Here is a 20439-nt window from a genome sequence, read left to right on the forward strand (position 1 = left end):
GTGACGAAAGTCACGGCAGCGCTGAAAACCGTAGCGAGCAAGCCCAATGCCGGGTTGAGTAGCGGAGCCTTACTTTATGTACGGTGAGCAACGCCGACCCGGCATTGGGCTGCGCAGTAGGTTTTCAGTGCTTGCCTCCTAAGCGTTTGTATTCGCCGACGCCGTACGCGGCCAGGACGATGGAAGATGCCAGCACCAGGTAAAAGCCGATGCCGAACGACAGGCCCTGCCACACCTGCCCCAGCATTTCGCTGGCCATCTGCTCGGCCATGCGGGCCGCGCGGCTGCCCATGATGCCGCCCATGGCGTTGCCGGCGTCGCTGACGGCGCCCTTGATCTTGATGAACAGCAAGCTGCTGTGGATGACGACAAACAGCAGCGGCGCGCACTTGCCCAGCGCCGCTTTCGGGTGGCTGCTGGCCATGGTGGCGCAGCAGGCGGCAATGGCCAGCAGGAAGAAAAATTGCGCGGAAGTAAAACCGCCGCCGCCGTCGCGGGCAAAGCTTTCCAGGCTGTCCGCGGACAGGCCCAGCAACTGCCAGTAGGTGCGCGACACGGTGGCGAACAAACGGATGCCGATGGTGTTGAAGACAAAGGCGCCAGCGATCAGCACGCCAAGGCTGGCCAGCACCTTGATGCCGAGGGCGGACACGGCCTGGCTCCACAATTGCTGGCCCTTGTCGCGCGCCAGTTTCGCGGCGCCGGCCATTTCTTCCTGGGCCAGCTGCTGTGTTGCCACGGCGCTGAGCGTGTCGAGGCCGCCTGCCTCGTTGAAACGCACGTCGACGACGGCGTTGATGGCGGGCGCCACGTCCGAGCGCCAGTGCGTGGCCACGTCGAAGGCATGTTGAATGCCGGCCACGCTGACGGAACCTTGTCCGCTGGGTTGGTAGGCGAGGATGCGGCCCCGTTGGCCGGTGGTGGTGGGTGCTGCCTGGCTCGATGCTTGCATGGAATTTCCCTGGTCACTGTCATGCTGTATTGCATGTACCCACGGATAACGGGGGCAGTTCAGGGAAATCTAAAATTATTTTGAATTATTTTTTTTGCGGCTGCATCAGGTCTTTGGCGGCACCCTGGTAATCCTTCATCAAGCCCATGAAAGCGTCCTGCAAATGCCGGGCCGCTTCCTGCGGCGGCGCGCCCGTGCGCCGCGCCAGGTCGAATTTGTAGGCATGGGCGGGGCTGTAGCCGGCTTGCGATGCGGCGTCGAGCAGCACGCCCGCCCGTTTCAGGGAAGCGGGGTCGCCCTTGACCATCAGCAATTCCGCCAGGTAGGTCTGGGCGATGGGAAAGTCTTTCGCGGCCGCCTTTTCCAGCCACTGCATGCCGATCTTCGGCTGTTTTACTCCAGCATCACCGCCGCCGAGGCCATAGCCGAGCGCCGTCAGCGCCACCAGATCTCCGCCGCGCGCGCGCTTTTCCAGCTGCTGGCGGGGAAACGGCCGCGCCGCGATCTGCATGCGGATTTCATGGTTGATGTCTTGCAGGACATTGCCCGGCCACACTTTCGCGCCCGGGGCGGCGGGCGTCGCTGGCGCCGGTGCCGGGCTTGGCGCGCGCATGCCGCCGTTGCCGGTGGCCAGCACGCCCGGTGCCGGCGGGCTGACGCCCTTGCCGCTGCCCATGTTCAGCACCAGGCGGGCCGAGGTTTCGCCGAAGGAGACGCGGGGCTTTTGCACGTCGTGCGTCATGCTGGCCACCCGCGCCGCCACTTGCGAAAACACATCGCTCATCGGCAAGCCGGGGGCGTCCAGCGCGTCGAGCAGGGCGCTGGTATAGGGACTGTTGCGCGACTCGGGCGACCAGAAATCGCGCGCCAGCGCGCCGGGGCCGGCCGAATACGCGATCACCACGCCGCGTGGCGCTTGCGTGTCGGCAAAGCCGTGGCTGGCCGCGTTGCTGCCGCCAGTCACGGGGAGGGCCGCGCCGCCGCGCGTATATTCCTGGCGGCAAGCGTCGAGGATCAGCACGGCGCCGCGCGCGCCCGTGCGCTGCAAGTCGCCCGCCAGGCTGGAGACGGCGACGCCCTGCGCGGCAATCGCCGCAGCGCTCAGCGCGTTCATGTTCGCGCCTAGCGGCAGCACATAGTTCGCTTCGCCCGCCTGCGCGCCGTGGCCCGCGTAAAACACGAGGGCGATATCGGCGCCGCGCGCCTGCGTGGAAAACTCGGCCGAGGCTTTTTGCAATTGCGCCGCCGTGATGTCCGTGCGCAACACCACGTCAAAGCCCAGGCGGCGCAAGCGCTCGGCCATGGCACGCGCATCGTTGACGGGATTTAACAGGGGCTGCGGATACGCGGCATTGCCGATCACCAGGGCCATGCGCTTGCCTGGCGCCGCTGGCATGGGCGTGGGCACGGCGGCTTGCGCGACGTGAGCGCAGAGGACCAGGAGTAGGCTGAACAACAGGGGAATCAGGCGCTGCATGGGGGTCTCGGGAATTGTCGTGGAAGTAACAAAAGTTAGCGATTTCCACTTTGATATGAGAAAATTGCCTAAATGCATTTTACCTTACTGACAAGTTTCCCCTGTCTGGCTAGCGCATTGCTTGTTTGCCGGCGCGCCATGCCGCCGGCCAGTGGCGCGTGCCGCCCCAATACACGATCGGACCGGCTTTGCAATCGGAACAATTTGAACGCATTCATGATTTCTGGACGCGCCGCCAGCAGCTGACGCAAGGCGAACTGGGCGAGTTTTACCAGCGCGTCATCGCCGCGCTGACGCCGTGCCGCCCGCGCGAGGCCGCCTCGCTGGGCGATTCCCTGGCCGACCTGCGCCACCAGTTCTTCATCGAGAAAGTCCTGCATGGCGACAGCGACGCGGCACCCCACCACGTGGGTGCCCTGTTTTTGTACTTCAAGCGCTTCATCATCGACCAGCTGCGCAAGCAGCGCGATGACGACGATGCCGATGCGCAAGAGGGCTGCGACTTGCAGGCGCCCGACGCTTATGCCGCGCCGCTGCGCGACTACCAGCTGACGCCGGCATCGGTGCGCGCGGCGGCCGACGTATTCATCGCCACCTTGCCGCGTGACTTGATCCTGCTGCTGCGCCATTGCGGCTGCGGCGGCATGCCCGTCAAGGAACTGGCCGAGCAGATCGCGTCGGCGCACTATCACGGCGGCAAGCTGGGGCTGGTGCACCGGCAGAAGGGCGACGCCAACAGCGCGGGGCGCCAGGTGGTCGAGCCGGCCCACCGCGCCACCCTGCTGGGCAGCTGGGTCTTGACCCTGCTCAAGCTGCGCGTGGGCGATGCCTTGTCGGCGCGCGACATGCAGGCGGCGCAAATAGTTTTGGATATTTTGTGCGTGGCCGCGTTATCCCTGCACATGGACCCCGCGTCCACCCCTTCGAACCCGGATGAAAGGCCATCGGCATGAATGCATTGACGCCCTCGCTGGCCATCGTCGCCGCGCGCCTGCCGTCTCCCCCGCCTGCCATCGACTTGCTGGACGGCGAGGTGGCGGGCGACACCCCGGACTGGCGCGGCATCGCCGTGCCGGACCACGTGATGGCACGCTTTGCGCGCCGCAGCGATGCGGCGCCGCTGGCCGCGCGGCCGATTGCCGGCGGACAGATCCACCTGCTGGCGCGCCGCCCCGGCTTTGGCGCCGTGCTGCTCGATGCCTGGGATGGCGCCCAGCAGCGCTGGCGCGGCTGGCTCGTCACGCCCGACACGGCGTATGCGGACGCCTGCGGCCTGGTGGTCGAGGAGCGCGACGCGCCGGCCGACCCGCGCGCGGGACTGGTGTTGTGCGACATGCCCGTGACCCTGGCCGTGATGGACCTGGGCGCCTGCCTGGGCGTGTTCAGCCAGGAGCGCCTGCAGGCGGCGCGCTGGCTGGAGAGGCACGGCCGGGCGAATGGCGCCGCTGCCGCGCCCGGCGTGATCGCCCGCGTGGCCTTGCCCGGCGACGACTACGCGCTGACGGGCACGCCCCTGTCTAGCGAGCTGGGCAAGGATGGCCGCGTGGCGTACCGCCAATTGCTGCGCCAGGGGCTGCAACAGCTGCAGATCCCCCTGGCCACGCCTGCAGGCGTGGCCAGCCAGCCAGTACAGCCAGTGCAGCCGTCCAGGCAAGCTGCCAACGCCAACCGCTGGCTGAAGGTCATCACGGCCGTGGCCGCCAGCGTGATGGTGGTGCAGTCGGCCTGGCTGTTCCTGCCGCAAGAGCAGGGCGTGGTGGGCAATGCCGAGTTCCGCAGCGGCGGCAGCGGCGTCGAGACGGGCGTGCGCCTGCGCGTGCTGTTCCGTGCCGACGCGACGGAAGCGGAAATCCGCACCTGGCTGCAGCGCGAGCAGCTGGAAATCGTCGCCGGACCGGACACCCTGGGCGCCTTCACCCTGCTGTCGCGCGACCGCCGGAAAGTCTTGCCGCCGCCAGGCCCGGGCAATCCGCTGGCCGTCGTCAATCCCTGAATTCAATAAGAGAGAGTTATCAAGCATGGCAACGTATAAAAATTATGTATCTGCGCACTGGCGCCAGTGGATCGCCGGCATGGCCGCCGGGGTCCTGTTGACGGGCTGCGCCATGACGCCGAACGGCCGTGGCGGCGTGATGGTCGGGCTGGATACGGCAGAGCTGTTCGGCACGCCGATCTCGACTTTCGTGCTGCGCGACGGCACGGAAGGTACCTTGCGCAAGGACCCGCAAGGCAAGTACTCCATCAAGCTGTCGCAGGCGTTCCGCGTCGTGCCGCTCGCCAACGCCGTCACGGCCCGCGTGGCGCGCGTGGAAAACGTGGGCGAACGCACGGTGGTGATCGTCGAAACGCAGGAACGCGGCTGCGCCTACCGCTATGAAGTGCTGGCCTTCAAGGGAACGGACGTGCTGCAGTGGACGGTGGGCAATTGCAAGGACCGCCCCCGCGTGGAGGTGGCGGCCGACGGCAAGTCGCTCAATATCGACTTCCCCAATTACAACCGCCTGTCGCGCATGATCTACACGGACAGCCGTTTGCTCAACGCCAGCGTGGCCGTGCCACCCGGCGTCGACACGCGCGCGCAGCCGTTTGCCGACGATGCCTTGCGCGCCACCGGCCCCGTCATGACGACCTTGCCGGCCGGCGACGGCAGCGGCCGCGTGATCCCGGCGCCGCCCGCATCCGCCCCTGCCCCTGCCGCCGCGCCGAAAGCGGGCACCCGCGCCAGCGCCAAGCCGCGCCGCCAGGACAGCCCGGCCAAGGCGGCGCCCGCCGCCATCAGCCTGCCCGCGCCGCGCAGCGCGGCGGCGGCCCCGGCGGCGCCGATGATCTTCCAGGCCGAAGAGATCAAGCCCGTCGTCATCGATTTGAGGAAATAAGATGGCCGCCAGCTTACGCAGTCTGCAGATCCGGCAGACCTTGATCCTGATCGCCCTGACGATCATGTACCTGTGCTTCGAGCTGGGCTTCAATGCCCGCCTGCTCGACGTGGTGGGCGGCGACGTCAAGCCGCACGACGTGGAAGGCGTGGAATTTTATGGCCGCAGCCTGTCGGGCATCGCCGCCGCGCTGGTGGTGCTGCAGCTGATGTGGCGCCGCCGGCTGAAGAACAATGGCAGCGGCCCCAGCTGGAAAAAAATCATCTTTTGCTGCGTCGCCACGGCGGCGGTCGTGTTCGGCATTTTGAAGACCACGGTCACGGTGCTGGTGGAAACGCGCGATGCGCAATTTCGCCGCCTGGCCTTCAATACCACCCTGATGCAGCGCTCGCTGGTCGGCGGCAGCCTGCAATTGCAGGGGCTGGTCGATGATGCCACCCTGTTTGCCAAGCCGGAAGGCAAGGCCTTCCTGGCCCTGTTTCCGTTCCTGGCCGTCTCGGTCGGTCATCTCGATGCGCGCATGGAGCCCGCCAAGGAACAGCTGATCAACTTTAATGTGCGCAAGATCGCGGGCGGGCCGGGCGGGTACTACGCAAAGTACCAGCAGGCGATCGGCGAAGTGCACGATAAGTGGAAGTTGTATTCGGGCATAATTCCCGACGATGATCCGGGCTTGCGCCAGCAGCAGGAATCCGCCTGGAGCGATTACCGGCAAAGCCTGTCGCGCCACGGCTGGCAGCCGCATTCCGTGCCGGCGCGGCGCAAGGCGGCCGTGGTCAACAATGTGCGCAAGAAAGTGCCGGTATCGGCCAACTGGCATCCTGCCGACCAGTTATCGTTCCGTCTGGCCGTCAAGCGCCGCTATGCGTCGGAAGCGGCCGGCAAGGGCTTGAACGTCAAGGGCGAGCGCATTCCACCCGGTCTGTCCTTCCCCGCCTTCGTGGCGCGTCCCGGCATCCAGGCTGTGCTGCGCGATGGGCCGGATGGCGGCGATGGCAGCGAAGCGGGCAAGGGTTTGCGCTTGCCTAAAGGTGCCGTGGTACAAGATACATATGCGAGTCCGGCCGAGTTCAGCCGTCTGTTCGACCAGTTTGCCGCGCGCCAGACGGCGGAAAGGCTGGTGGAATACCGCGCCAGCCGCGCCGATTTTGAAGTGGGCGGCAAGTATTTTGAAGAGGGCAAGGAAGCGGCGCGCGCCGCCATCGTGCCGCCCGTCGCCCTGTTCTTCTCGCTCCTGGGCGCCATCGGCCACTTTTCAAAACTCCTGTATCTGATCGCCACCGTCGTATTATTGTTGCTGGCCGCGCGCCGTGGCGAACAGGCCGGCGCCGATGGGCAGCTGAGCCGTCGTTCCGCCTGGATCGCCACGGGCGTGCTGGCCGGCGCCTTCCTGGGTACCTGGGGCATCTTTTCCCTGTCGGACAATAATGTCACGAAGAGCGAGCTGTTCCGTCAGATGCTGGACTGGAATCGCCAGGCGGACGAGGACAGCACGCGCTGGCAAATCGCCGGCAAGGGTTTATTGGCCAATATCACCCACGTGGTGGCCGTCGGCCAGGGCTACAGCTACCCCATCAACGAAGCGATCCGCATCCATGTTTTGCAGGGAATTCATTATGGTTATCATCCGGAACAAAAATAAGGCGGCCGCACTGGCCTTGCTGCTGTGCATGGCCAGCACGGCCGTCCAGGCCGATTGCCTGGGCATGAAGGTGCACGCCCACCGTGGCGCCGGCAATGCGCCGGAAAATTCGCTGAGCGCCTTGCGCAACACGTATTTCGGCACCTGGGATGGCGTCGAGACGGATTTGCAATTGCTGGGCGACGGCAGCTGGGTCGTGCACCACGACCTGTTGACGGGCAGGGTGGTCGACACGGGCTCGCCCCGCACCGTGAAGCAGCTGACGGCCGACGACTGGCGCGCCGCCAGCATGAAAAACCGCGGCGTGGCCACGCCGGAAACGCCGCCTTTTGTGACCGACATCGCCGACCTGGCGACGGCCTTTCCCGGCAAGACCCTGAATGCGGAGATCAAGGACGTGCTACCCTCGTGCGCGCCCATCGGCGCTCTGGTGGCGCAACTGCGCGGCGGCATCAAGCACGGCAACTGGTTCTTGACGTCGGGCGTGCCGAACAACCTGGCCTGCGCGCGCCGCGCCGATCCGCAAGGCTACCTGGGCTTGCTCGTGTTTGACGCGCGCAACGCACAGGCGGCCGGCACCAACCGCGTCAGCCGCTACATCGCGAAAAATGCCCGCGCGCCCAAGCTCGACAAGCCCTGGCTGCAGCGCGTGCAGCAGCAGATCGGCATGCCCGTCGGCGTGCACGTGGATGCGCGCAGCCTGGATGCCAACCCGAACCTGCTGGCCGATGCGGCCAGCCTGAGCATGCCCGTCTTCGTGTATGCGGTCGATGGCGACTCGGCCCTGGCCGCCTCGCTGCTGCGCGCCCAGCAACGCAGCCACCGCTGGCCCAGCGGCGTGATTCTCGACGGCAATCCGGAGTCGTTTTGTTCGATGATGAAGTAAGCCAGGCAGCTGTTTAGCCGAGCTGGTCGGCCGGCAGCCGGCTGCGCTGCTCGCATTGCGACGACAGCACCATCGCCGTGCTGGTTTTGCCGATGTTGCCCAGCGATTTCAGGCAGGCTTGCAAGTGTTCGGGGCTGCTCAGCGCGAGGCGCAGCAGGGCGCAATGGTTGCCCGTGGTGGCATGCAGTGCCAGTACTTCGGGCCGCGCGGCGGCCCAGGTATCGAGCGCATCGTGCGATTCCACGGTGATCTGCACGAAGGCTTCAAAGCTGTAGCCGAGGGCGCGCAGGTTGAGCTGGACAGAGTAGGCCTGGATGATGCCCGCTTCTTCCAGGCGCTTGACGCGCTCCGTCACGGCGGGCGACGTCAGGTGGATGCGGCGGCCAATCTCCGAGTAGCTGAAGCGGGCATTTTCTTGCAGCAAGGCGAGAATTTTCCGGTCGTGGGCATCGAGTTCAACATTCAAGGCAAAGACTCCATAAAAACTGCAAACCTGTTCCCGTTCGTGGGGAATTTCCTTCGACCTTGCCTAGTGCCAACGGGTCGTGCTGCCTATCATAGCCATTACTGCAACGGAGGAGGAAAAATGCACGATTTTGATTTTTTGCTGGGACAGTGGGATGTGGAAAACCAGCGTTTGACGCGGCGCCTGCAGGGCAGCGATGATTGGGAAACCTTCAATGCCATCCAGAGCAACCAGGCCCTGCCGGCAGGCATAGGCAATTACGATGACTTCATCGCCGCCGACTGGCGCCCCGGCTTCGTTGGCTTGTCGCTGCGCCTGTTCAACCCGCAAACACAGTTCTGGAGCATCTACTGGCTCGATAATCGCAGCGGTGGATTGCAGGCCGATGGCCTGTTGCAGCCACCCGTGGTGGGCCAGTTCGCCGATGGCGTTGGCATCTTCGAGGGCGGCGACATGCTCGATGAGCGGCCCATCCGCGTGCGCTACACCTGGCGCGACGTCGACACGGCCACGCCAAGCTGGGAGCAATCCATGTCGGCTGATGCCGGCCTTCACTGGGAAGTGAATTGGCGCATGCGCTTCCGGCGCCGGGCGGCATGAAACGCGTTTTTGCCGTGCAGCAGAAGTCTTGTTCTCCCATGCATCAGCGGGTCCGACGGCACGCGGCGTGCCGTTTTTTTTTGCGCATCGCAGCATCGATAATGTTTGCATCGGATGCCCGCCTGGCTTATAAATGTAATCGATTACATTTTATGCAGAAGCGCCATGCCAGCAGCCGTTCCATCTTCTTTACCGACAGAAACCGTCTCCATCAGCGCCGTCGCCGCGCATGCGGGGGTGTCGGTGGCCACCGTCTCGCGCGTGATGAACGAGCAGAGCGGGGTGCGGGCGCCCACGCGCGACAAGGTGCTGGCGTCCGTGGCCGCGCTGGGCTACCGCATGAATCACCTGGCGCGCAGCCTGCGCACGGCCGAAAGCCGCATGCTGCTCACCATGGTGCCCGACGTGGGCAACCCGTTTTACGCGCAGATCGTGCGCGGCATCGATACGGTGGCGCGCGAGCACGGCTATTTCGTCCTGCTGTGCGACACGGGCGCCGACGCGGGCCGCGAGCGTTCGTATTTCGACTTGCTGCGCATGCACCGCGCCGACGGCGCCATCTGCCTGGACCCGGACACGGTGCAGCATGCCTTGTCGCATGAGTCCGCCAGCTTGCCGTGGGTGGCCTGCTGCGAATTCGACCCCGGCGTGGCCGTGCCCTATGTCGGCATCGACAACCACCGGGCCGCGTCCGACGCCGTCGCGCATTTATTGTCGCGCGGCCACACGCGCATCGGCCTGATCAATTCGGACGAGCGCTACCTGTATGCGCGGCAACGCCAGCAAGGCTATCTGGATACCCTGGCCGCCGCCGGCCTGCCCGTGCGGCCCCAGTGGGTGCACACGGTGCAAAGCCTCGACTATGCGGCCGGTACGCAGGCGGCGCTGGACATGATGGCGCAGCCCGATGCGCCAACGGCCATCTTTGCCGTTTCCGACACGCTGGCCATCGGCGTCTTGAGCGGGCTGCGCCAGCTCGGCAAACGCGTGCCGCAAGACGTGGCCGTGATCGGCTTCGACGATATCGCCATCGCCGCGCAGATCGATCCCGGTCTGACCACCATCGCCCAGCCCATGCGCGAACTGGGCGAGACGGCGGCCCGTTTGCTGCTGCAGCGCTTGGCGGACCCGGCGGCGCAGGTGCCGGGCGTGTTGCTGAACCATGACTTGGTCTTGCGAGGGAGTGCATAGTGAGCGTAGCCGTCGGTTTCGAGGGAGTGTGCAAGGATTTCGGCCCCGTGCGCGTCCTGCATGGCGTCAGTTTCAGCCTCGCGCCGGGGCGCGTGTATGGCTTGCTGGGGGAAAACGGCGCCGGCAAGTCCACCCTGATGAAAATCCTCGCCGGCTATGAAGGCGTGAGCGAGGGCCAGCTGCTGATCGATGGCCAGCCCCGGCGTTTCGCCAGCTCGCGCGCGGCCGAAAGCGCCGGCATCGTGCTGATCCACCAGGAATTCAACCTGGCCGAGCACCTGACGGTGGCGCAAAACATGTTCCTCGGCCACGAAAAGACGCGGGGCTGGCTGCTCGACGAGGCCGCCATGCGCGAGGAAGCGTCGCGCTACCTGAAACAGGTGGGGCTGGAGGTGGCGCCCGAGACGAAAATCCGCGACCTCATCGTCGCCGAAAAACAGCTGGTGGAAATCGCCAAGGCCCTGTCGCGCCGCGCCCGCTTCCTCATCATGGACGAACCGACGGCCACCCTGACGTCGTCGGAAACCCGGCGTTTGTTTGCCGTGATGGCGCAGCTGAAAGCGGACGGCGTCACCATCCTGTATATCTCGCATAAACTCGACGAAGTGGAGCGCAACACGGACGAGGTCATCGTCATGCGCGACGGCCGCTTTGTCACGCGCGAGCCGACGGCCAGCCTCACGCGCCAGCAGATGGCGAACCTGATGGTGGGGCGTGAACTGTCCGACATGTTCCCGGCGAAAGTGGCGCTGGCGAAAGAAGCTCCTGTGTTGCTGAAAGTCGAGGGGCTGGCGGTGCCAGGTTGGTCCAGGGACTTGTCCTTCGAGGTGCGCGCCGGCGAGGTGCTGGGCTTTGCGGGCCTGGTGGGCGCGGGGCGCACGGAATCGTTCGAGGCGCTGCTGGGGCTGCGCCCGCGCAGCGCGGGGTTGATCCATCTTAATGGCCAAGCCGTGGATATCCGCACGCCCAGGCAAGCCATGCAGCACGGCATGACGTACCTGAGCGAAGACCGCAAGGGCAAGGGCTTGCACGTGAACCTGGGCTTGCGCGAAAACCTCACCCTGATGACGATGGAGCGCTATGCGCGGCCGTGGCTTGATGTGGCCGGCGAGAAAGCGGCGCTGGCCAAGGCCGTGCTTGATTTCAATATCCGCACGGGCGACCTCGACAGCCGCGCGCGCATGCTGTCGGGCGGCAACCAGCAAAAGCTGGCGCTGGCGAAATACCTGCATTCGGACCCCCGCGTCGTCGTGCTCGATGAACCGAGCCGCGGCGTGGACGTGGGCGCCAAGCGCGACATTTATTTTTTGATCCACCGCCTGGCCGCCGAAGGGCGCGCCGTGATCGTGATTTCCTCCGAATTGATCGAATTGATCGGCCTGTGCCACAGAGTCGCGGTGATGCGCGCCGGCACTTTGCAAGCCACCCTGTCTGCTGACCACCTGACCGAAGAGGAGTTGATTGCCCATGCAACCGGCACGCACTGACACCACCGGCGCCACCGGCGCCAGCATCGCCAAGCTAGGCGCGCGCATCAAGGGCTACGGCCCCGTGCTGGGCCTGTTATCTCTGTGCATCGCGGGCACCTTGCTCAACGGCGACTTCGCCACCGTGGACAACCTGATGAACGTGCTCACGCGCACGGCTTTTATCGGCATCATCGCCGTCGGCATGACCTTCGTCATCATCTCGGGCGGCATCGATCTGTCCGTCGGCTCGATGGCGGCCCTGATCGCCGGCTGCATGATCTATTTCATGAATGCGCTGGCGCAAGGGGCCGGGGGAAATCTTGCCCCCATCACCATGCTGGTGCTGGGCATCGCCATGGCATTGATCCTGGGCGCGGGCTTCGGCCTGATGCATGGCTTGCTCATCAGCAAGGGCAATATCGAACCGTTCATTGTTACGCTGGGCACGCTCGGCATCTTCCGCGCGGTGCTCACTTACCTGGCCGACGGCGGCGCGCTGACCCTGGACGCCACCCTGTCCGAGCTGTACAGCCCCGTGTATTACACGAGCGTGCTGGGTGCGCCCATCCCCATCTGGATTTTCCTGTTTGTTGCGGCGGCCGGCGCCGTCATCCTGAACCGCACGACGTTTGGCCGCCACGTGCAGGCGATTGGTTCCAACGAGCAAGTGGCGCGCTATGCGGCCATCAACGTCGACCGGGTAAAGATCGCCACCTACATGCTCCTGGGCGTGTGCGTGGGCATCGCCACGGTGCTGTACGTGCCGCGCCTGGGCTCGGCCACACCGACGACAGGCCTGCTGTGGGAACTGGAAGCCATCGCCGCCGTCGTCGTCGGCGGCACGGCCCTGAAGGGCGGCGAGGGGCGCATCGTCGGCACCGTCATCGGCGCCATCCTGCTGTCCGTGATCAGCAATATCCTGAATTTGACCAGCATCATCAGTGTCTACCTGAATGCCGCAGTCCAAGGCGTGGTGATCATCGCCGTCGCCTTCCTGCAGCGGGGCCGCAAATAAAAGCATAGCGGCGTTCTGAAAGGGCAGCCAACGGGCGCCCACAACCTTGGAGGAGAGCAGCATGAAGAGCTTTATACGGGTAGCAGGGATGGCAGTGCTGGTGATGCAGGCGTGGGCGCTGCCGATGGGGCCGGCGCAAGCGGCCGAGAAACTGGTGGTGGGCGTGGCCATCCCCACGGCTACGCACAGCTTTACCTCGGGCATCGTCTGGTGGGCGAACCAGGCCAAGGCGGAGCTGGAAAAAGCCCATCCTGGCCTGAAGATCATCGTCAAGACGGCCGCCACGGCGCCCGAGCAGGCGAACCAGTTGCAGGACATGTTGACGGTGAACAAGATCAACACCCTGGTGATCTTCCCCATCGAGTCCGCCTCCCTCACGCAGCCCGTGGCGCAAGTGAAAAACAAGGGCGTGTACGTGACGGTGGTGGACCGCGGCTTGACGAACACGCAGTCGCAGGATGCGTATATCGCCGGCGACAACACGGCGTTCGGCAAGCTGCCGGCCGAATACCTGGCGAAAAGTTTAAATGGCAAGGGCAATATCGTCGTGCTGCGCGGCATGCCGACGACCTTGGACAACGAGCGCTTTGACGCCTTCAGTGCCGTCATGAAAGGCCATCCCGAGATCAAGGTGCTCGACGCCAAGTACGGCAACTGGAACCGCGACGACGCCTTCAAGGTCATGCAGGATTACCTGACCCGCTTCAAGCACATCGACGCCGTCTGGGCCGCCGATGACGACATGGCCATCGGCGTGCAAAAAGCCATCGCGCAAGCCAAGCGCACGGACATCAAGCAAGTGTTCGGCGGCGCGGGCGCGAAGGGCGCCGTCAAGAAGATCATGGATGGCTCCGACCCGCTGATCGTGGCCGACGTGTCGTACTCGCCCAAGTTCATGTACGACGCCATCAAGCTGACGACGGAAGCGCGCCTGAAAGGTGATAAATTGCCGGCCAATACGATCATCCCCTCGGTGCTGATCACGCGCGAGAACGCCAAGCAGTTCTACTTTCCGAACTCGCCTTTTTAAAATCTGGGGTCAGACCCCCTCGTCCGCTGGCAATGACCTTTGCGTTAGCGGCATTGAGGGTCTGACCCCGGCTTTATCTAACAGGACATCGATATGAAAACCATCCAGGGCCCGGCCATTTTCCTGGCCCAGTTTCTCGGCGACGACCCGCCGTTCGACTCGCTCGAGCACCTGGCGCAATGGGCGGCCGGCCTGGGCTACAAGGGTTTGCAACTGCCCACGGCGCCGCGCCTGTTCGACCTGGAACAGGCGGCCAATAGCCAGCAGTATTGCGACGAGGTCAACTCCCTGCTGGCGCGCCACGGCTTGCAGGTGACGGAATTGTCGACGCACTTGCAAGGACAGCTGATCGCCGTACATCCCGCCTACGACGCCCTGTTCGACGGCTTTTCGCCCGAGCATGTGCGCGGCGACAGCGCGGCTCGCACGGCCTGGGCCACGCAGCAGCTGCTGTGGGCGGCCACCGCCTCGCAGCGCCTGGGATTGACGGCGCACGTGACGTTTTCCGGCGCGCTGGCCTGGCCGTATCTGTACCCGTGGCCGCAGCGTCCCGCCGGTCTGGTGGAAACGGCATTCGCGGAACTGGCGAAACGCTGGCTGCCCATCCTCGACGCGTTTGACGCGGCCGGCGTGGACCTGTGCTATGAACTGCATCCGGGCGAGGACTTGCACGATGGCGTGACGTTCGAGCGCTTCCTGGCCGCCGTCAACCACCACCCGCGCGCATCCATCTTGTACGACCCCAGCCACTTCGTGCTGCAGCAGCTCGATTACCTGGCCTTCATCGACATCTATCACGCGCGCATCAAGGCTTTCCACGTCAAGGATGCGGAATTCCGGCCGAACGGGCGCCAGGGCGTGTATGGCGGCTATGGCGACTGGCAGGACCGGGCCGGGCGCTTCCGTTCGCTGGGCGACGGGCAGATCGACTTCAAGGCGATTTTCTCGAAGATGGCGCAATACGATTTCCCCGGCTGGGCCGTGCTGGAATGGGAATGCTGCCTGAAGCACCCGCAAGATGGCGCGGCCGAAGGAGCGCGCTTCATCCGCGAGCACATCATCCACGTGGCCGAGCGCGCGTTCGACGATTTTGCGGGCAGCGCGGTGGACCAGGGGCAAATCCATCACTTGCTAGGCTTGAAATAGGGAGCACACATGCAGCGACGTTTACGGCTGGGCATGGTAGGGGGCGGGCAGGGCGCGTTCATCGGCGCCGTGCACCGCATCGCGGCGCGCATCGACGACCAGTACGAACTGGTGGCGGGCGCCCTGTCGTCCGATCCGCAGCGTGCGCGCGACAGCGGCGCCGCGCTGCATCTGGCGCCGGAGCGCTGCTACAGCGATTACCGCGCCATGGCGCAGGCGGAGGCCGCGCGCGCGGACGGCATCGAAGCCGTGGCCATCGTCACGCCGAACCATTTGCATGCGCCCGTCGCCACGGCTTTCATGCAAGCGGGCATCCACGTGATCTGCGACAAGCCGCTGGGCATCTCGCTGGCGGAAGGCCAGGCGCTGGCGGCGCTGGCGCGGCAGAAAAATGTATTGTTCGCCCTCACGCACACTTACAGCGGCTATCCGCTCCTGCGCCATGCGCGGGCCATGGTCGAGGCGGGCGAGCTTGGCGAATTGCGCCTGGTGCAGGTGGAATATTCTCAGGACTGGCTGGCCGATTCGATTGCTGCCGGCGGCATGAACGAGGGCAACTGGCATAACGACCCGCGCAAGGCGGGGCCCGGCGGCGTGCTGCTCGACGTGGGCTTGCACGCGTATCACCTGGCGCAGTTCGTCAGCGGCCAGACGCCGCAGCAGGTGCTGGCGGAACTGTCCACCTTTGTTCCGCACCGCACCTTGGACGACCACGTGCAGGTGATGCTGCGCTATGCCAGCGGCGCCAGGGGCACGCTATGGGCCAGCCAGGTGGCGACGGGCTGCGAAAACACGGTGCGCCTGCGCCTGTTCGGCAGCAAGGCGCAGCTGGACTTCGACCAGGAACAGCCGAACGCGCTGTGGTGCACGCCGCAGGGCGGCAACCGCCAGCTGCTGCGCCCGGGCCGGGTGGACAGCGCCGCGGCGCGCCACGCCACGCGCGTGCCGGCCGGCCATCCGGAGGGGTATCTGGAAGCGTTCGCCCAGCTGTACCTGGATGCGGCCTTGCATATCCGCGCGCTGCAAACGGGCCAGCCCGTGCCCGAGGCGGCGCGCTGGCTGCCCACCGTGGCGGACGGCGTGGCGGGCCTGGCCTTCGCCGAGGCCGTGCTGCGCAGCCATGCGGACGGTGCCAGCTGGACCACGCTGGCGGACTGTTAAACTGGGCGCATGCGCGCGCCCTTACCCATCACCACGTTTACCGTCACCCTCGTTCCGCAAGGCTGGCAATTCACGGCCGAGGCCGGCACCACGGTGCTGGCCGCCGCCGAGCTGGCCGGCATCCGCCTGCTCAGTTCCTGCCGCAACGGCACCTGCCGCACCTGCCTGTGTCACATGCCTGAGGGCAAGGTGCGCTACACGGTGGACTGGCCCGGCATCAGCCCCGATGAACGCCTCGACGGCTATATCCTGCCCTGCGTGGCCGTGGCGGAAAGCGATCTCAGCTTGCAAGCGCGGGCCGTGCGCAAGTGACTTTGCTAGTGAGAATTTGTTAGTTTTTCGAAATAATTTCCATGTTATAAAGATGGCCAAAGTTTCAAGCTCACCTCTATCGTGGAGGAAATGAAACGTCAACATGGACATGGCATGACTACTTTCTTGCAAGGGCGGCTGCGGGCCGCCGCTTACCCGTTGACCGTGCTTGGCGTCCTGTCCCTGGCCGGCTGCGGTGGCGGGGTCGGGGGCGAAGCGCCGGAACAGGCGATGACTTTGTCGCAGGCCAATCTGAATTGCGTGCAGCAGCCCGGCGAGACCTGCAATAAGGTCCAGGCGACGGTGATGCTGTACTCCAAGGTGACGGACCAACGTCCGCTGTGGGAGGAAAAGCCGGCCGCCGGCACCAAGGTGTTCGATACGGTGAACCGAATCAAGCAGGCCGATGGTTCGTGGCTGATGGATTTCAGCGTCCGCCCTGATCTGGCCGAAGGCACGTATACGGGCACGGTGGACTTTTCCGTCCTCGTCAATCCCTATCCCGGCACGCCCAATTACCAGCCCCGCACGGCCAGCTACAGCATCACGGTGGCGGGCATGAAGGGCACCTTGTCGCCGCTGCGCCAGTTGGCCGGTGCCGCCGACTGGGAGGGCTATAACGGCAACGCGGCGCACACGGGCTACGTCCCTGTCACGCTCGACGCCGGCACATTCACGCGCCGCTGGTCTCGGAAGAACACGGGCAGCACCGCCGGCAGCCGCACCAGTATCAGCCCGCTGGTCACGGCGAATGGCTACGTGTATTTCAACGAAGAAATGGCGATAGACGATGCCGCCGAGCGATTCAAATACCTCTACACCTACCGCTTGTCGGCCCTGTCGGAAACGGACGGCGTCCCCGCCTGGCAGACGGAGTTGAAGCTGGGCTACGTGCTGGGCGCGCCTGGCGTGGCCGGCAACCGGCTGGTCATGGCGGGGGTCAACGATGTCCATACTGTCGATGCGCTGTCCGGCGCCCGGCTGGCCGTGGTCAAGCCGCCCAACACCAACGGCTTGCTGGTCGCCACGTCGCCGCTGACGGCGCCGACCTTGTTTGGCGGGAATGTCTATCTCGGTGGCAATAATGACGTGATGCGCCTGGATGCCACGACGGGCCAGACGGGCTGGTCGACGAGCCTGGACTTGCCCAAGCTGGGCAATGTGGATGAATGGACGCCGGCCGTCAGTGCAACTACCGTCTACAGCAATGCGGCAGGCACGTTGACGGCCTACAATATTGCCGATGGCAGCAAGCGCTTCAGCGTGGCCGTGCCGGGCCAGGTGGTCGGTGGCAGCAACAAGAGTGCCTTGCGCCAGGCGCCGGTACTGGTCGATGACAACACCGTGCTATTGCTCAACCAGCGGCCGTTTCCGGGCACGTCGGTCGACAACAGCTTGAGCCTGGTCGATGCGGGTACTCGCAGCGTGCGCTGGACGGTCAACGGACGCTTCACCACCCAGCCCGTGGTGGCGCGCGGCGTGCTGTATGTGGGCAACGACAGCGGCAAGGTGATCGAGGCGCGCAGCGTCAGCGATGGCGCCGTGCTGTGGACCTGGCCGCTGGCCAGCGTGGGCGAAGAGGTGCTCAATGGCGACCTGATCGTGACCAACAATTTGCTGTTCGTGGCGGGCGGCAAAAGCACCCATGCGCTCGATCTGGCCAGCCACCAGGCTGTCTGGTCTTATCGCTTGAGCGGCACGCTGTCGCTGTCGCGCAACGGCGTGCTGTATATCCGTTCGGCGCAAGGCGCGTATGCCGGCAATCTGGGCTATTTGACGGCGATCAACGTGCAATAGGATGGCGCGCGGTGGCCCGCTAGGCCTGGCCACCGCCCCGCAGCCGCTGCAGCAGCGCCTCCACGCTGTCGCCCACGGGCAAGCCGTGGCGGCGCAGCAGCTGCACGTGCAGCACCAGGTTTTCCAGCACCAGCTTGGCCGCCACGGCCAGCAGCGCCAGGTTACGGTCTTCCGGGCTGAAACTTTCCATGGCGTCGGCCATCTCGCACAGGTGGTTGGCGATCAGCCCGCGCAATTCCTGCTCGTTGAAGGGAAGGTCGGCAAAATCGATGGGATCGGCCACTTCCACTTCCTGCATCAGCACCGCTAATTCTTCCGGGGTAATCGTCATGCCTGGCCTCCTTGTGTGCTTGGGTCCATTGTAGGGCATGCGCCATTGCATAGTCCGCAAAGCGGGCTAGAATGAGTCCAGGCCGACGACGTCGAAGGGCAGCATGGCGCAACTGCATTTTACCCGGCAACTGGCACGCTTCATGGACGTCCCCACCATCGACGTGGACGCGCCACGCTTGCGCGCCGCGCTCGATGCCGCCTGCGCCCGGCAACCGCGCCTGCGCGGCTATGTGTTCGACGAGCAGGGCGTCTTGCGCCCCAACGTGGTGGTCTTCATCGACGGTGTCCGTTGCCGCGAACGGCGCGTGCTCGATGACGTCCTGCGGCCGGACAGCCAGGTGTATATTTTGCAGGCACTTTCCGGAGGTTGACATGGGGCAGCGCGCGTATCTCGGCACCCGCAAGGGCCTGTTCCAGCTCGACGTGAACGACGGCGGTGCCTGGCAGCTGGCGCTGGCGCACTTCGCGGGCGATCCCGTGTCCATGCTCCTGCATGACCGCCGCGACGGCGCCTTGTACGCGGCCCTGAACCTGGGCCACTTCGGCGCCAAGCTGCACCGGCTCGATGCGGGCAGCAAGGACTGGCAAGAGATCACCGTGCCCGCCTATCCGGCGAAGCCGGCGGACAGCGGCGACACGATCGACTGGACGGTGCGGCAAGTGTGGTCGCTGGCGGCCGGCGGCGCGGACCAGCCCGGCGTGCTGTGGGCGGGCACCCTGCCTGGCGGCCTGTTCCGTTCAAGCGACCGGGGCGACAGCTGGCAACTGGTGGAGGCGCTGTGGAACGTGCCGCAGCGGGCGCAGTGGTTTGGCGGCGGCTACGACGTGCCCGGCATCCACAGCATCTGCGTCGATCCGCGCGACAGCAAGCACGTGCTGGTGGGCGTGTCCTGCGGCGGCGTGTGGCAAACGGTCGATGGCGGCGCCAGCTGGGCCTTGAGCGCGACGGGCATGCGCGCCGACTACATGCCGCCCGAACTCGATGAAAACGAGGCCGTGCAAGACCCGCACCGCATCGTGCGCAGCGCCGGCATGCCGGACGCGCTGTGGTGCCAGCACCATAATGGCATCTGGCGCTCGCGGGACGGCGGCTGGCACTGGCAGGAAGTGACGACGGCGCCGCTGTCGCATTTCGGCTTCGCCGTGGCCGTGCATCCGCGCGATGGCGATACGGCCTGGTTCGTGCCGGCGCAGGCGGACGTGCTGCGCATTCCGCGCGATGGCGCGCTGGCCGTGACGCGCACGCGCGATGGGGGAAACACTTTCGAGGTCTTGCGCGACGGCTTGCCGCAGCAGCATTGCTATGACCTCGTGTACCGCCACGGGCTGGCGCTGGCCGATGATGGGCGCAGCCTGCTGATGGCATCCACCACGGGCGGCGCCTGGTATTCCGGCGATGGCGGCGAGCACTGGCAGACGGTGTCCGCCCACTTGCCGCCCGTTTATGCCGTCTGTTTTGCCACGCTGTAGTAGCACAGGAAAATATCGACGGCCAGTTCCGCCACTTCGCGCCGGCGTGCCGGCCCCAGCAGGGGCTCGCCCAGGGTGATCTGCGGCCAGAAGGCAAAGGTCTTCAGGGGCGACATCAGCAGGTGCGCCACTTCCAGTGTCTCGCCCGCCTTGATGCGTCCGTCTTGCTGCGCCGCGCGGATCCAGATGTTCAAGCCCGTTTCCTTTTCATTCAGGCGCGTCACCATGGCTTGTGCGCGTTCTGGCGAATGGATGGTTTCGCCAAAGATCACGCGCGCCAGGTCGATGAAGGCCGGGTCGCACAGCAAGTCCATTTTCTGCTCGACCAATGCCAGCACCTGCGGCCGCAGCGGCTGGTCGGCAACATAGGGTACGGCAGGCTGGGCCATGCTGCTTTCCCACATGCGCTGCAGGATTTCCGCAAACAGCTCATCCTTGCTGGGGAAGTGGTTGTACACGGTGCGCTTGGAAACGGCGGCCGTGGCGGCGATCTTGTCCATGCTGGTCGCGTCAAAACCGTGCTCGCGGAACTCGGCGATGGCGGCATCGACGATGGCTACGCGCTTGCGGTCGGTGAGGCGTTGCGGTGAGGCCATGACTGAAAATCTCCTTTGAA

At 65.3% G+C, this 20439-nt stretch carries 21 protein-coding genes; 16 read left to right on the top strand and 5 right to left on the bottom strand.

The features are described 5' to 3' along the window. Positions 1–124: 124 nt before the first annotated feature. Positions 125–952, bottom strand: a complete 828-nt coding sequence (locus ACZ92H_RS11635) for a hypothetical protein (protein WP_465049441.1) — start codon at positions 950–952, stop codon at positions 125–127. Between the two features lie 85 nt (positions 953–1037). Then, complete coding sequence (locus ACZ92H_RS11640; RefSeq protein ID WP_465049442.1) at positions 1038–2429, bottom strand: caspase family protein; 1392 nt, start codon at positions 2427–2429, stop codon at positions 1038–1040. A gap of 188 nt (positions 2430–2617) precedes the next feature. Between ACZ92H_RS11640 and ACZ92H_RS11645 the strand changes: the two genes are divergently transcribed. Genes ACZ92H_RS11645 through ACZ92H_RS11665 form a run of 5 tightly spaced genes read left to right on the top strand, consistent with a single transcriptional unit; the run spans position 2618 to position 7833 of the window. After that, entirely contained in the window at positions 2618–3382 is a 765-nt protein-coding gene (locus ACZ92H_RS11645; RefSeq protein WP_465049443.1) for a hypothetical protein, read from the top strand. Then, the gene (locus ACZ92H_RS11650) at positions 3379–4422 is read left to right on the top strand and encodes a hypothetical protein (RefSeq protein WP_465049445.1); all 1044 of its coding nucleotides are present in this window, start codon (positions 3379–3381) and stop codon (positions 4420–4422) included. Before ACZ92H_RS11645 ends, ACZ92H_RS11650 begins: the two co-directional genes overlap by 4 nt. A 25-nt stretch (positions 4423–4447) precedes the next feature. Continuing rightward, positions 4448–5305, top strand: coding sequence for a hypothetical protein (locus ACZ92H_RS11655; protein WP_465049446.1), 858 nt, complete (start codon positions 4448–4450; stop codon positions 5303–5305). Position 5306: 1 nt separating this feature from the next. Further along, entirely contained in the window at positions 5307–6947 is a 1641-nt protein-coding gene (locus ACZ92H_RS11660) for a hypothetical protein (RefSeq protein WP_465049447.1), read from the top strand. Continuing rightward, a complete protein-coding gene (locus ACZ92H_RS11665; protein WP_131374605.1) occupies positions 6922–7833 on the top strand; it encodes a glycerophosphodiester phosphodiesterase in 912 nt (303 codons plus the stop codon). Before ACZ92H_RS11660 ends, ACZ92H_RS11665 begins: the two co-directional genes overlap by 26 nt. Before the next feature lie 13 nt (positions 7834–7846). Here the strand turns inward: ACZ92H_RS11665 and ACZ92H_RS11670 are convergent, their stop codons facing one another. Continuing rightward, complete coding sequence (locus tag ACZ92H_RS11670; protein WP_465049448.1) at positions 7847–8299, bottom strand: Lrp/AsnC family transcriptional regulator; 453 nt, start codon at positions 8297–8299, stop codon at positions 7847–7849. A 120-nt stretch (positions 8300–8419) separates the two neighbouring features. On the opposite strand from ACZ92H_RS11670, the gene ACZ92H_RS11675 reads away from it, so the two are divergent. The 9 genes from ACZ92H_RS11675 to ACZ92H_RS11715 all read left to right on the top strand — a co-directional run bounded on the left by ACZ92H_RS11675 (position 8420) and on the right by ACZ92H_RS11715 (position 18020). Continuing rightward, complete coding sequence (locus ACZ92H_RS11675; protein ID WP_465049449.1) at positions 8420–8899, top strand: hypothetical protein; 480 nt, start codon at positions 8420–8422, stop codon at positions 8897–8899. Positions 8900–9064: 165 nt separating this feature from the next. Next, the gene (locus tag ACZ92H_RS11680; protein ID WP_465049450.1) at positions 9065–10090 is read left to right on the top strand and encodes a LacI family DNA-binding transcriptional regulator; all 1026 of its coding nucleotides are present in this window, start codon (positions 9065–9067) and stop codon (positions 10088–10090) included. After that, entirely contained in the window at positions 10090–11577 is a 1488-nt protein-coding gene (locus ACZ92H_RS11685; RefSeq protein WP_465049451.1) for a sugar ABC transporter ATP-binding protein, read from the top strand. The genes ACZ92H_RS11680 and ACZ92H_RS11685 overlap by 1 nt, the downstream gene beginning before the upstream one ends. Further along, positions 11558–12574: an ABC transporter permease gene (locus tag ACZ92H_RS11690; protein ID WP_131374600.1), complete on the top strand. Its 1017-nt coding sequence runs from the start codon at positions 11558–11560 to the stop codon at positions 12572–12574. The genes ACZ92H_RS11685 and ACZ92H_RS11690 overlap by 20 nt, the downstream gene beginning before the upstream one ends. A 103-nt stretch (positions 12575–12677) precedes the next feature. Further along, positions 12678–13604 carry a substrate-binding domain-containing protein gene (locus ACZ92H_RS11695; RefSeq protein WP_465049553.1) on the top strand — a complete coding sequence of 309 codons (927 nt, stop codon included), beginning with the start codon at positions 12678–12680 and terminating at the stop codon, positions 13602–13604. Positions 13605–13697: 93 nt separating this feature from the next. Continuing rightward, positions 13698–14750 carry a sugar phosphate isomerase/epimerase family protein gene (locus ACZ92H_RS11700; RefSeq protein WP_465049452.1) on the top strand — a complete coding sequence of 351 codons (1053 nt, stop codon included), beginning with the start codon at positions 13698–13700 and terminating at the stop codon, positions 14748–14750. 9 nt (positions 14751–14759) lie between these two features. Next, complete coding sequence (locus ACZ92H_RS11705; protein WP_465049453.1) at positions 14760–15911, top strand: Gfo/Idh/MocA family protein; 1152 nt, start codon at positions 14760–14762, stop codon at positions 15909–15911. Positions 15912–15920: 9 nt separating this feature from the next. Further along, on the top strand, positions 15921–16223 hold the full coding sequence (locus tag ACZ92H_RS11710) for a 2Fe-2S iron-sulfur cluster-binding protein (RefSeq protein WP_465049454.1): 303 nt from the start codon (positions 15921–15923) through the stop codon (positions 16221–16223). Between the two features lie 114 nt (positions 16224–16337). Next, positions 16338–18020 carry an outer membrane protein assembly factor BamB family protein gene (locus ACZ92H_RS11715; RefSeq protein WP_465049455.1) on the top strand — a complete coding sequence of 561 codons (1683 nt, stop codon included), beginning with the start codon at positions 16338–16340 and terminating at the stop codon, positions 18018–18020. 19 nt (positions 18021–18039) lie between these two features. Here ACZ92H_RS11715 and ACZ92H_RS11720 read toward each other — a convergent pair whose 3' ends face one another. Then, positions 18040–18351 carry a hypothetical protein gene (locus ACZ92H_RS11720; protein WP_131374589.1) on the bottom strand — a complete coding sequence of 104 codons (312 nt, stop codon included), beginning with the start codon at positions 18349–18351 and terminating at the stop codon, positions 18040–18042. Positions 18352–18454: 103 nt separating this feature from the next. On the opposite strand from ACZ92H_RS11720, the gene ACZ92H_RS11725 reads away from it, so the two are divergent. Further along, positions 18455–18724, top strand: a complete 270-nt coding sequence (locus ACZ92H_RS11725) for a MoaD/ThiS family protein (protein WP_131374587.1) — start codon at positions 18455–18457, stop codon at positions 18722–18724. Between the two features lies 1 nt (position 18725). Beyond that, positions 18726–19823: a WD40/YVTN/BNR-like repeat-containing protein gene (locus tag ACZ92H_RS11730; protein ID WP_465049456.1), complete on the top strand. Its 1098-nt coding sequence runs from the start codon at positions 18726–18728 to the stop codon at positions 19821–19823. On the opposite strand, the gene ACZ92H_RS11735 is transcribed toward ACZ92H_RS11730, so the two are convergent. Beyond that, positions 19796–20419: a TetR/AcrR family transcriptional regulator gene (locus tag ACZ92H_RS11735; protein WP_465049457.1), complete on the bottom strand. Its 624-nt coding sequence runs from the start codon at positions 20417–20419 to the stop codon at positions 19796–19798. The two genes, ACZ92H_RS11730 and ACZ92H_RS11735, sit on opposite strands and share 28 nt — an antisense overlap. Positions 20420–20439: the final 20 nt, after the last annotated feature.

It is taken from the genome of Janthinobacterium foliorum, from assembly GCF_978021625.1.

Excerpts from the sequence above, each read along its gene's own strand:
- ACZ92H_RS11640 (WP_465049442.1), bottom strand. The coding sequence starts at position 2,429 with ATGCAGCGCCTGATTCCCCTGTTGTTCAGCCTACTCCTGGTCCTCTGC.
- ACZ92H_RS11660 (WP_465049447.1), top strand. The coding sequence starts at position 5,307 with ATGGCCGCCAGCTTACGCAGTCTGCAGATCCGGCAGACCTTGATCCTG.
- ACZ92H_RS11700 (WP_465049452.1), top strand. The coding sequence starts at position 13,698 with ATGAAAACCATCCAGGGCCCGGCCATTTTCCTGGCCCAGTTTCTCGGC.
- ACZ92H_RS11695 (WP_465049553.1), top strand. The coding sequence starts at position 12,678 with ATGCAGGCGTGGGCGCTGCCGATGGGGCCGGCGCAAGCGGCCGAGAAA.
- ACZ92H_RS11680 (WP_465049450.1), top strand. The coding sequence starts at position 9,065 with ATGCCAGCAGCCGTTCCATCTTCTTTACCGACAGAAACCGTCTCCATC.
- ACZ92H_RS11635 (WP_465049441.1), bottom strand. The coding sequence starts at position 952 with ATGCAAGCATCGAGCCAGGCAGCACCCACCACCACCGGCCAACGGGGC.
- ACZ92H_RS11705 (WP_465049453.1), top strand. The coding sequence starts at position 14,760 with ATGCAGCGACGTTTACGGCTGGGCATGGTAGGGGGCGGGCAGGGCGCG.
- ACZ92H_RS11725 (WP_131374587.1), top strand. The coding sequence starts at position 18,455 with ATGGCGCAACTGCATTTTACCCGGCAACTGGCACGCTTCATGGACGTC.
- ACZ92H_RS11650 (WP_465049445.1), top strand. The coding sequence starts at position 3,379 with ATGAATGCATTGACGCCCTCGCTGGCCATCGTCGCCGCGCGCCTGCCG.
- ACZ92H_RS11690 (WP_131374600.1), top strand. The coding sequence starts at position 11,558 with ATGCAACCGGCACGCACTGACACCACCGGCGCCACCGGCGCCAGCATC.
- ACZ92H_RS11735 (WP_465049457.1), bottom strand. The coding sequence starts at position 20,419 with ATGGCCTCACCGCAACGCCTCACCGACCGCAAGCGCGTAGCCATCGTC.
- ACZ92H_RS11720 (WP_131374589.1), bottom strand. The coding sequence starts at position 18,351 with ATGACGATTACCCCGGAAGAATTAGCGGTGCTGATGCAGGAAGTGGAA.
- ACZ92H_RS11675 (WP_465049449.1), top strand. The coding sequence starts at position 8,420 with ATGCACGATTTTGATTTTTTGCTGGGACAGTGGGATGTGGAAAACCAG.
- ACZ92H_RS11710 (WP_465049454.1), top strand. The coding sequence starts at position 15,921 with ATGCGCGCGCCCTTACCCATCACCACGTTTACCGTCACCCTCGTTCCG.
- ACZ92H_RS11730 (WP_465049456.1), top strand. The coding sequence starts at position 18,726 with ATGGGGCAGCGCGCGTATCTCGGCACCCGCAAGGGCCTGTTCCAGCTC.
- ACZ92H_RS11715 (WP_465049455.1), top strand. The coding sequence starts at position 16,338 with ATGACTACTTTCTTGCAAGGGCGGCTGCGGGCCGCCGCTTACCCGTTG.
- ACZ92H_RS11665 (WP_131374605.1), top strand. The coding sequence starts at position 6,922 with ATGGTTATCATCCGGAACAAAAATAAGGCGGCCGCACTGGCCTTGCTG.
- ACZ92H_RS11655 (WP_465049446.1), top strand. The coding sequence starts at position 4,448 with ATGGCAACGTATAAAAATTATGTATCTGCGCACTGGCGCCAGTGGATC.